The organism is Streptomyces botrytidirepellens, from assembly GCF_003721215.1.
GTDB classification, from domain to species: Bacteria; Actinomycetota; Actinomycetes; order Streptomycetales; family Streptomycetaceae; genus Streptomyces; species Streptomyces himastatinicus.
In genome coordinates this window covers 1-10,372 of sequence record NZ_RIBZ01000228.1, presented here as the reverse complement: position 1 = coordinate 10,372, position 10,372 = coordinate 1, and the positions used below count along the sequence as shown (strand labels likewise).

Genomic DNA, 10,372 nt, shown 5'->3' with positions numbered 1-10,372 from the left:
TCCGGGACCTTCCCGGACGCGCCCGGCGCTTTCGCGTTGGTGGGCTACTTCTCCCGAAGCCCCACCTTGGCGTGCAGCGCCCGCAGCGGCTTCGGTGCCCACCAGTTGCCCTTGCCGACCAGCCGCATGAAGGCCGGTACCAGGGTGCCCCGGACGAGCGTGGCGTCCATCAGCACCGCCAGAGCCAGCCCGATCCCGATGGCCTTGAGATAGACGATGCCGGAGATCAGGAAGCCCAGGAACACGATGGCGATCAGCACCGCCGCGGCCGTGATCATCGAGCCGGTGCGCTCCAGGCCGCGGGCGACCGACGTCACGTTGTCCCCGGTTCTGTCGTACTCCTCCTTGATCCGGGACAGCAGGAACACCTCGTAGTCCATCGACAGCCCGAACGCGATGCAGAACAGCAGCACCGGCACGGTCCAGGTGATCGAGTCGGTGACCACGAAGTCGCCCACGACCCCCTCCAGATGGCCGTCCTGGAACCCCCACACCAGCACGCCCAGGGTGGCGCTCAGGCTCAGGCAGTTGAGGATCAGCGCCTTGAGGGGCAGCAGCAGGGAGCCGGTGAAGAGGAACAGCACGGTGAAGGAGCTGGCGGCGATCACCGCGAGCGCCACCGGCAGCCGGGCGTTCATCGAGTCGATGGAGTCGGTCAGCTCCGCCGCGGGCCCGCCCACCTGGACGGGGTAGGGCGCCGGGAGGTCTCTGATGTCCTGGACCAGCGCGCGGCCCTCCTCCGAGAGCGACTGGTGGCTCGGCACCACGGACAGATAGGTGCTGTGGCCGGAGCCGAAGCGCTTCGAGAGGTCCGACGGCCGCTGCACCAGCCGTCCGTCGGCGAACGTCCCGGCCTCGCTGTCCACCCGGGACACATCGCCGAGCTTCGACAGCCGCTCGGCGTACGGGGCCACGTTCCGGTCGCCGGGCCCGGGCGTACGGTCCAGGACCACGTTGAGCGCCTGGGTCTCCTGGGCCCGGAAGCCGTCCCGGATGTCGCTGCCGACCTGCCGGGCCTGGCTCTCGGCGGGCAGCACCCGCTCGTCCGGCAGGCTCAGCCGCAGATCGAGGAAGGGCGCGCCGAGCAGCAGCAGTAGCGCGGTCACGGCGCCCGCGACGGGCAGCGGGAACCGCATCACCCCGGTGGCCAGCCGGTGCCAGAAGCCCTCCCCGGACCCCGACCCGTCTTCGGCCTCCGGCGTGCGGCGGCGCAGGACGCGCCCCTTCTCGATGCGGTGGTCCAGCGCCTTCAGCAGCGCGGGCAGGAAGGTGAGCGAGACGAACGCGGCGAGCAGGGCGGTCGGGATCCCCGCGTACGCGAACGAGCGCAGGAAGTAGAACGGGAACACCAGCAGCGCCCCGAGCGCCAGGGTCACCGTCACCGCGGAGAACAGCACGGTGCGGCCCGCGGTGCGCAGCGTGGTGGCGATGGCCTGGTCGGTCTCCGAGCCCCGGCCCCGCTCCTCCCGGTAGCGCTTGATGAGGATCAGGCTGTAGTCGATGGCGAGGCCGAGCCCGAGGCCGGTGGTGACGTTGCTGGCGAGCGCGGAGACCTCGGTGAACAGGGTCAGGATGCGGATGACCAGCAGCACCGACAGGATCGTCAGCCCGCTGACCATCAGCGGCACCAGCGCGGCGACCACGCTGCGGAACACGAACAGCATCACCACCAGCAGGACCGGGAAGGTCACCGCCTCGATCTTGACCAGGTCCTTCTCGGTGGTCTCGGACATCTCCTTGTCGGCGAGGGCGTTGCCGCCCACCCGGATGTCCAGCCCTTCGGCGCGGTGCTGGTAGTGGCTCTCCAGCCGCTTGAAGGTGTTCTGGACCTGGTCCTCGTCGCCGGAGATCCGGGCCATCAGCAGCGCCTGGCGGCCGTCCTCGGCGCGCAGCGGCGCGGCCTTGCCCAGCGACCAGTACGACGCGGCCTGCTCGACGCCGGGCTCATCGGCGACGCGTTCGGTGAGCCGGGCCCCGGCGGCGGCCACGGCGGGGGAGTCCACGCCCCGTTCGTCGGAGACGAGCAGGACGAGGTCCGGGGCGCCCGCCCGGAATCTGTCGTCCATGACCTGCGCGGTCTTCGCCGATTCCGTCGAGTTGTCGACAAACCCTCCGGCGGACAGCTCCTTGATCACTCCGCCGCCCAGCGCGCCCGCCATGACGAGCAGCACTCCGGACAGATACAGCACCAGTTTGCTGCGGCGGCAGGTGAACCGGGCCAGTGAGACGAACAATTCGGCTAACCCTTCTCGCGCTGCGGCTTCCCCTGCGAGCGGTTGACCCGCAGGGCGCGCAGCAGCGTGGACGGTGCGGCCAGGGAACGGGGGTGGGTGCGCATGTACGTCACCGAGTTGAACCGCACGGCGACGGACCGGTCCGTCACCGAGGCGTCGGCGATCTGCTCGGCGAACCATTTGCTGAGGCGGTAGCCGCGCGGATACGGGCCCGTCACGTCCGGCCGGGCGAGATCGGCCGAGGTGGAGATCTGCCAGGCGGCGTCCACCACGACGCGCTGGAGGGCGAAGAAGCTCCGGGCTGGGGCATCGAGGTCCGGCCGGGAGCGCAGGTACTCCGACAGGGCCGAGGCGTGCAGGGTGGCCGAGGACATGCCCTGCCCGTAGATCGGGTTGAACGAGGCGACCGCGTCACCGACGCTGATCAGCCGGGCGGGGAACCGGGTGAGGAGATGGAAGTCCCGGCGGCGGCTGTCGGCCTGGTGGTAGGGGAGGATCTCGCCGAGCTGATCGCCCGCGACCGCCTCGCGGTAGACCGGCGGCAGCTCGCCGCACAGCTTCCGGAACTCCGCCACGTCCCGGATCGGCGGCTGCTTCCCGTAGTTGGCCAGGGTGATCAGCCAGCGGTCGTCCTCGATGGCGGTGATCGCGCCGCTCGCCACCCGGGGCGGGGTCGCGGTCGGGGTCCGGTAGGCGATGGCCGCGGCCAGCTCCGGGTCGGCGTCGGTGCGCCGGAAGTAGCCGGTGGCGTAGTCGATGTCGATGGCCATCCGCCGCATCGCGGGCCGCTGCCAGCCGTTCTTCTCCAGCCAGTCGCCGAGCTTGCTGGCCCGGCCCATGGCGTCGACGACGAAGTCCGCTTCCTCGACCCATTCGTCCTCGCCCGCCCCGCCGCAGCGCACCCCGGTGACCCGTCCCGCGCGGAACTCCAGGCCCCGGGCGCGGCAGGTGAGGACCTTCACGTTGGGCAGGGCCAGGGTGCGCCGCCGGACCAGCGACTCCAGGAACGGGCGGCTGCTGGAGATGAGCCCCATCGTGCCGTCGCTCACCTTCGGGACGCCGTCGGCGTAGGCCCGGATGGTGTACGGGGACGAGATGATCGCGCCGCCCGCCTCCGCCTCGTCCTCGAAGCCGGGGAACAGCCGCCGCAGCTGCATCCGGCCGCCGTGCATCAGGGTGTGCAGCTGTCCGTCGTGCGGGGTGCCCGGGCGCGGGGCGGCGGTGGCGGGTAAGGCGTCCCGCTCCACGATGACCACGCTTTCGGCGTGGTCGGACAGCACCCGCGCCGCCAGCATTCCGGCCATGCTCCCGCCGAGCACCACGGCCTTGCCCATCAGGACTTCGGTATTGGTGATCGGCTCGTCCGTACTGAGCCGGGCGAACACACGGGCGGCTGACTCCATCACGAGACCTCCAGACCGGTTAGATGCATCAACCAGGAACCGCTGGGTAGGCGCACGAATCCGTCTGACGAAGAGAGAGAAAATAGCTGTGCCTGCCCTGACCGATTCCGATGCCCCCGCCGCAGTCCGGCACCCCATGCTCCACCGCGCCATCAAGCGGCGCAAGAACCCTCCTCTGCGGCGCACTGACATCACGGTCACCGAGGAGAAGGACGTTCACCGCGCGGTCAAGGCAGCCGCGCTGGGGAACGCCATGGAGTGGTTCGACTTCGGGATCTACAGCTATCTCGCGGTCACCATCGGCAAGGTCTTCTTCCCCGGTGGGAACGCCACGATCCAGGTGCTGTCCTCCTTCGCGACGTTCGCGGTGGCCTTTCTCGTACGGCCGCTGGGAGGTATGTTTTTCGGGCCGCTCGGTGACCGCATCGGGCGGAAGAAGGTGCTGTCCTTCACCATGATCATGATGGCGACGAGCACGCTCGCCATCGGTCTCATACCGGGCTATCACTCCATCGGCTACGTCTCGCCCGCGCTCCTCATCCTGTTCCGCATGTTGCAGGGATTCTCCACCGGCGGTGAATACGGCGGCGCGTCCACGTTCATCGCCGAATACGCCCCGGACAAGCGGCGCGGTTTCTTCGGCAGCTTCCTCGAATTCGGCACCCTCATCGGCTACACCGCCGCGGCCGGACTGGTCACCATCCTGACCGTGACGCTCTCCGACGACACGATGATGTCCTGGGGCTGGCGCATCCCGTTCCTGGCCGCCGCCCCCATCGGACTCGTCGGCCTGTACCTGCGGCTGAAGCTGGACGAGACCCCCGCCTTCCAGAAGCTGGAGGAGGAGGCGTCCGCGGCGCACGAGCGCACGACGCTGCCGTTCTGGCAGGTGTTCCGGACCCAGTGGCGCGCGATGGTGCTGTGCATGGCGCTGGTCGCCGCGTACAACATCACCGACTACATGCTGCTGTCGTACATGCCGACGTACCTCTCGTCCACGCTCCACTACAGCGAGACCAAGGCCCTCGTCTCGATCATCATCGTGATGCTGGTACTCATGGCGGCCATCACCTTCGTCGGGCGGCTCTCCGACCGCGTCGGCCGCAAGCCCGCGCTGCTGGCCGGGTCCATCGGCTTCTTCGTCCTCGCCGTGCCCTCCTTCCTGCTCATCAAGCAGGGCGGCGTCGTCCCCGTCTTCGCGGGTCTGCTGCTGCTGGGCATGTGTCTGCTGCCCTACGTCGCCGTGATGTCGGCCTCCCTGCCCGCGCTCTTCCCGACCGATGTGCGCTACGGCTCCCTGTCCATCGCCTTCAACATCTCCGTCTCCCTCTTCGGCGGCACCACCCCGCTCGTCGTCGAGGCCCTGGTCAGCGGCACCGGCGATGACCTGATGCCCGCGTACTACACGATGATCGCGGCGATCGTCGGCATCATCGCCTCGGCCGTGATGAAGGAGACGGCCCGCAAGCCGCTGGAGGGCTCGCCGCCCTCGGTCGCGACCAAGGAGGAGGCCATCGCCCTGGTCGAGTCCCAGTCCCCGCAGACCCAGCGCCACTGAACCCGGCGCTCGCGCACGGCCCCTACGGCAGCGTGATGCCCTTGAGCGCGGCGGCGGTCTCCGGGTCGGCCGGGAGGAACGTCTCGATGGCCAGCTCGGAGACGGTCACGTCCATGGGGGTGTTGAACGTCGCGATCGTCGAGATGAACGACAGCACCAGCCCGCCGTGCTCGATCATCATCGGCAGCGCGAACGGCGCGTGGCCGCCGCCGGTGGCCGACTCCCGCCCGCCCGACTCGGGCAGCGGATAGCCGGCCACCTCGTCGTACAGCTCGCGCAGCGGCGCGGAGCGCATCAGCGCGAGCTGGCGGTCCATCTGGTCCAGCAGATGGCCGCGCCACTCCCGCAGGTTGCGGATGCGCGGGGCGAGCCCCTCCGGGTGGAGGGTGATCCGCATCGCGTTCATCGGCGGGGTGAGCAGGTGGTCCGCCACGCCCTCCAGCAGCGCCCGGATGCCCCGGTTGGCCGCCAGCACCTCGTACGTCCCGTCCAGCACCAGCGCCGGATACGGCTCGTAGCCGGTCAGCAGCCGCTCCATCCCCTCGCGCAGCGCGCTCATCGACGGGTCGTCCACCGCCCGCTCCGGATAGTGCGGGGCGTATCCGGCGGCGATCAGCAGCGCGTTGCGCTCCCGCACGGGGACGTCGAGGTGGTCGGCGAGGCGCAGCACCATCTCCTGGCTCGGCCGGGACCGGCCGGTCTCGATGAAGCTGATGTGGCGGGCCGAGGAGTCGGCGCGCAGCGCCAGCTCCAGCTGGCTGATCCGCCGCCGGTCCCGCCATGCGCGCAGCAGCGCGCCCACCCCGGGCGGCGCGACAGTTGTCATGCCCCGAAGGTAACGGAACCCCGGCGGTGCCCGTGGCAGGGTGGAAGGCCGAGCCATCACCCGGCGACGCAACGATGGAGGGAACCGCCATGGCAGTCGAACCGCTGGCCCGCGAGGAGATCGAGGAGCGCCTGGAGCAACTGCCCGGCTGGTCGGTCGCGGACGACCAGCTGTCCCGTACGTACGTGTTCGACGGGCATCCGCAGGCCGCGGGCCTGGTCGCGGAGGTCGCCCGGATCCAGGACGAGCTGGGCCACCACTCCGATCTGACCCTCGGCTACAACAAGGTCACCGTCACCGTGAACACCCACAGCGTCGGCGGCAAGGTCACCGAACTCGACTTCGGGCTCGCCCGCCGCATCGAGGCCGCCGCCCCCGGCCATGGCGCGCATGGCTGACCCCGCCGCCCCCGCGCGGGAATCGTGACCAAACCGCTCCCCGATCGGCTCCGAATACCCCCATGAGAGGGCGGTGTCGAACGGAGGAGCGGGCATGGGCGGGCAGCGGCAGCGGCAGCGGATCGCCGTCGTCGGCAGCGGAGTGGCGGGGCTGACCGCGGCGTACGTACTGCAACGCACGCATGACGTCTCGCTGTACGAGGCGGACGACCGGTTAGGGGGCCACGCCCACACCCACCACGTGACGGCCCCCGGGGGCCGGGTGTGGCCGGTCGACAGCGGGTTCATCGTCCACAACGAGCGCACCTACCCGCAGCTGCTGAAGCTCTTCCGCGAACTCGGCGTCTCCACCCAGGAGTCCGAGATGAGCATGTCCGTGGTGTGCGAGGGCTGCGGACTCCAGTACGCCGGGGCGCGCGGGCTGCCCGGGCTGCTCGCGCGGCCCTCCAACGCCGTCAGGGTGCGCTATCTGCGCATGCTCACCGAGGTCCCGGCCTTCCACCGGGCCGCCCGCCGGTTCCTCGACCGGGTGCCGGACGACACGGTCACCCTGCGCATGTTCCTCACCATCGGCGGCTGGTCGCGCTACTTCGTCTCCCACTTCGTCACCCCGCTGGTCTCCGCCGTCTGGTCCTGCGACGCCGAGACCGCGCTGCGCTACCCCGCCCACTACCTGTTCCGCTTCCTCGACCACCACGGCATGCTGTCGGTCTCCGGCGCCCCGCCCTGGAGAACCGTCACCGGCGGCTCGCGCACCTACGTCGAGGCCATCGCCAAACAGCTCTCTGCGCTCCACACCTCCGCCCCCGTGCGCACCGTCGTCCGCCACCCCGACGGCGTCGACCTCGTCACCGAGGACGGGGAACACGCCGCGTACGACGCCGTCGTGATCGCCGTCCACGCCGACCAGGCGCTGCGGCTGCTGGAGCGCCCCACCGACGAGGAACGCGACATCCTCGGCGCCTTCCGCTACTCCCGCAACGACACCGTGCTCCACACCGACCCCGCCCTGCTGCCCCGCAACCGGCGCGCCCGGGCCGCCTGGAACTACCGGATGCCGTCCTGCACCACGCCCTCCGGCCGGGTGCTCATCAGCTACGACATGAACCGCCTCCAGCGGCTCGACGCCCCCCGCGACCACATCGTCACCCTGGGCGGCGGCGACCGCGTGGACGAAGGCCGGGTGCTGGCCCGCATGGTGTACGAACACCCCGTCTACACCCCCGAGTCGGTGGCCGCCCAGCAGTGGCTGCTGTCCCTCAACGACCGCGTCACCGCCTTCGCCGGGGCCTACCACGGCTGGGGCTTCCACGAGGACGGCTGCGCCTCCGGCGTACGGGCCGCCGCCGCCCTGGGGGTGCGCTGGTGAACCACCCCCGCCGCCCCGCCGACCGGGCCCGCACCCACGCCGCGCGTTCTGTCCGCGCGGCCCGCGCCGTCCGCGAGGCTTGTGCCGCTCGCGTAGCCCGTGNCCCGCGCCGTCCGCGAGGCTTGTGCCGCTCGCGTAGCCCGTGCCGCCAACACAGCCCGTGCCGCCAACACGGCCCGTGCCGCCGACACAGCCCGTGCCGCCCGCGCCGACCGAAACGACCCCGCCGCCCCCGCCGGGCTCGGCACCGCCGTCACCCGCACCCCCGCCCTCTACGACAGCGTCATCACCCACGTCCGCACCCGCCCGCTGCGCCACGCCTTCACCCACCGCACCTATCTGTGGCTGGTCGACCTCGACCACCTGCCGCACCTGCCCCGGCCGCTGCGCCCGCTCGCCCGCTTCCACCCCCGCGACCACTTCGCGGGCACCGGCCCCACCCTCCGCGCCGCCCTCGACCGCTGGCTCACCGCCCAGGGCGTCACCCCGCCCGGCGGACGGGTGCTGATGCTCGGCCACGCCCGCGTCCTCGGCCACGTCTTCAACCCGCTCACCCTCTACTGGTGCCACGACCGCGCCGGGGCCGTCGTCCTCGTCGTCGCCGAGGTGCACAACACCTACGGCGAACGCCACTGCTATCTGCTGCGCCCCGACGAGGAGGGCCGGGCGGACACCGCCAAGGACTTCTACGTCTCGCCGTTCTTCCCCGTCGACGGCGGCTACCGGATGCGGCTGCCGCGCCCCGCGGAAGGGCTCGCCCTGACCGTCCACCTGGAGCGGGACGGCACGCGGCCGTTCACCGCGACCGTACGGGGCAGGGCCCGCCCCGCCACGCCCCGCGCCCTGCTGCTCGCCGCCGTCCGCCACCCCTGGGCCACCGCCGCCGTCACCTGGCACATCCGGCTCCAGGGCATCCGGCTGTACCTGCGCGGACTGCCCCTCCAGCCGCGCCCCCGCCACCCCGTACAGGAGGGCCTGGAGTGACCGAACTGCACCACGCCACCGGCGCCGCCCACAGCCCGGCCGTCGACGCCGCGCGCTGGCCCGCCGTGGCCCTCCGGCCCGGCCCCTCCCGCCCCCGCGACACCCTGGCCGGGACGCTGGTCCGCCGGGCCCTGGCCCGGCTGCCGCTGCGGGTGCGGTACGGCACCGGGCCCGTCCGCGGCACCACCGGGCCGCTGCTGGACATCGCCGACCCCGAGGGCTTCGTGCGGCGCATCGGCCGGGACGGGCTGATCGGCTTCGGCGAGTCGTACCTCGCCCACGAATGGGACGCCGAGGACCTGGTGGGCGTGCTCACCGTGTTCGCCGAACACGCCGACCGCATCGTCCCCCGCTGGGCGCAGCGGCTGCGCCGCGCCTGGGCCCCGGCCCACCCCGTCGGCCAGTACAACACCCTGGAGGCGGCCCCCAAACACGTCCACCACCACTACGACCTGTCCAACGAGCTGTTCGGGCTCTTCCTCGACCCCACCCTCAGCTACTCGGCCGCCCTCTTCAGCCGCCTCCCCGCCGCCTGGGACGACCTCGCCGCCGCCCAGCACCGCAAGATCGACCGGCTGCTCGACCTCGCCCGGGTCGGCCCCGGCACCCGGCTGCTGGAAATCGGCACCGGCTGGGGCGAACTCGCCCTGCGCGCCGCCCTGCGCGGGGCCCAGGTGGTCACCGCCACCCTCTCCGAGGAGCAGCGGCGGCTCGCCGCGCGGCGCGCCCTGCGCGACGGGCTCACCGGCCGCATCACCCTGCTGCTGCGCGACTACCGGGAGCTGGAGGGCCAGTACGACGCCATCATCAGCGTCGAGATGATCGAGGCCGTCGGGGCGGCGTACTGGCCCCGCTACTTCCAGACCCTGGAAGGACTGCTCGCCCCCGGCGGCCGGATAGCCCTCCAGGCCATCACCATGCCGCACGACCGGATGCTCGCCACCCGCCACACCTACACCTGGATCCAGAAGTACATCTTCCCCGGCGGCTTCCTGCCCTCCGTCACCGCCCTCGAACAGTGCGCCGCCCGCCACACGCGGCTGCACATCGCCCGCCGCGACGGCTACGGCGACCACTACGCCCAGACCCTGCGGCTGTGGCGGGAACGCTTCACCGCCCGCGACGCGCAGGTGGCCGACCTCGGCTTCGACGCCACCTTCCGCCGCATGTGGACCTTCTACCTCGCCTACTCCGAAGCGGGCTTCCGCGCCCGCTACCTCGACGTCCAGCAGATCCTGCTCCAGGAGGCAGACCGATGAGCGACGCGGCCACCACCCTCGCCCCGATCGCCGAACGCCTGCTCGGCGGGCCGCTCCCGGTGCGGCTGTGCGCCTGGGACGGCAGCGAGGCGGGCCCGCCGGACGCGCCCCGCGTCGTCCTGCGTTCGCCGCGCGCCGTGCGGCGGCTGCTGTGGCAGCCCGGCGAACTCGGCCTCGCCGAGGCGTACATCAGCGGCGACCTCGACGTCGAAGGCGACCTCACCGACGGGCTGCGCGCCGTCTGGGGCGCCCTCCGCGAGGGCTCCGTCACCCCGCCCCGGGTCACCCTCGCCGCCCGCGCCCGGGCCGCCGCCGGGGTCGCCCGGATCGGCGCCATCGGC

The 10,372-nt window shown here is 71.9% G+C and carries 8 protein-coding genes and 1 pseudogene; 6 read left to right on the top strand and 3 right to left on the bottom strand.

Annotation, left to right across the window (positions count from 1 at the left end; translation table 11 throughout):
- Positions 1–44 precede the first annotated feature (44 nt).
- Positions 45–2,234: an MMPL family transporter gene (locus EEJ42_RS17255; protein ID WP_221179383.1), complete on the bottom strand. Its 2,190-nt coding sequence runs from the start codon at positions 2,232–2,234 to the stop codon at positions 45–47.
- A 5-nt stretch (positions 2,235–2,239) separates the two neighbouring features.
- A complete protein-coding gene (locus EEJ42_RS17250) occupies positions 2,240–3,637 on the bottom strand; it encodes an FAD-dependent oxidoreductase (RefSeq protein WP_123100806.1) in 1,398 nt (465 codons plus the stop codon).
- Positions 3,638–3,773: 136 nt separating this feature from the next.
- Here EEJ42_RS17250 and proP point away from each other — a divergent pair, with 136 nt between their 5' ends.
- A complete protein-coding gene (gene proP / locus EEJ42_RS17245; RefSeq protein WP_123100805.1) occupies positions 3,774–5,195 on the top strand; it encodes a glycine betaine/L-proline transporter ProP in 1,422 nt (473 codons plus the stop codon).
- A gap of 22 nt (positions 5,196–5,217) precedes the next feature.
- On the opposite strand, the gene EEJ42_RS17240 is transcribed toward proP, so the two are convergent.
- A complete protein-coding gene (locus tag EEJ42_RS17240; protein ID WP_123100804.1) occupies positions 5,218–6,021 on the bottom strand; it encodes a helix-turn-helix domain-containing protein in 804 nt (267 codons plus the stop codon).
- A gap of 89 nt (positions 6,022–6,110) precedes the next feature.
- Between EEJ42_RS17240 and EEJ42_RS17235 the strand changes: the two genes are divergently transcribed.
- From EEJ42_RS17235 to EEJ42_RS17215, 5 genes and pseudogenes are all read left to right on the top strand, one after another.
- On the top strand, positions 6,111–6,419 hold the full coding sequence (locus tag EEJ42_RS17235) for a 4a-hydroxytetrahydrobiopterin dehydratase (RefSeq protein ID WP_123100808.1): 309 nt from the start codon (positions 6,111–6,113) through the stop codon (positions 6,417–6,419).
- 94 nt (positions 6,420–6,513) lie between these two features.
- A complete protein-coding gene (locus tag EEJ42_RS17230) occupies positions 6,514–7,788 on the top strand; it encodes an NAD(P)/FAD-dependent oxidoreductase (RefSeq protein WP_123100803.1) in 1,275 nt (424 codons plus the stop codon).
- Between the two features lie 285 nt (positions 7,789–8,073).
- Positions 8,074–8,772 carry a DUF1365 domain-containing protein gene (locus EEJ42_RS17225; RefSeq protein WP_123100807.1) on the top strand — a complete coding sequence of 233 codons (699 nt, stop codon included), beginning with the start codon at positions 8,074–8,076 and terminating at the stop codon, positions 8,770–8,772.
- Positions 8,769–10,031 (top strand): class I SAM-dependent methyltransferase, encoded by a 1,263-nt coding sequence (locus EEJ42_RS17220; RefSeq protein WP_123100802.1) that lies wholly within the window; start codon positions 8,769–8,771, stop codon positions 10,029–10,031. Before EEJ42_RS17225 ends, EEJ42_RS17220 begins: the two co-directional genes overlap by 4 nt.
- Positions 10,028–10,372 (top strand): annotated as a pseudogene (locus tag EEJ42_RS17215) (SAM-dependent methyltransferase); the annotation flags it as partial. The gene EEJ42_RS17220 and the pseudogene EEJ42_RS17215, both read left to right, overlap by 4 nt.

Bases quoted from the DNA above. Each gene is read 5' to 3' on its own strand.
- EEJ42_RS17250 (WP_123100806.1), bottom strand. From the start codon at position 3,637: ATGGAGTCAGCCGCCCGTGTGTTCGCCCGGCTCAGTACGGACGAGCCG.
- EEJ42_RS17230 (WP_123100803.1), top strand. From the start codon at position 6,514: ATGGGCGGGCAGCGGCAGCGGCAGCGGATCGCCGTCGTCGGCAGCGGA.
- EEJ42_RS17235 (WP_123100808.1), top strand. From the start codon at position 6,111: ATGGCAGTCGAACCGCTGGCCCGCGAGGAGATCGAGGAGCGCCTGGAG.
- EEJ42_RS17240 (WP_123100804.1), bottom strand. From the start codon at position 6,021: ATGACAACTGTCGCGCCGCCCGGGGTGGGCGCGCTGCTGCGCGCATGG.
- proP (WP_123100805.1), top strand. From the start codon at position 3,774: ATGCTCCACCGCGCCATCAAGCGGCGCAAGAACCCTCCTCTGCGGCGC.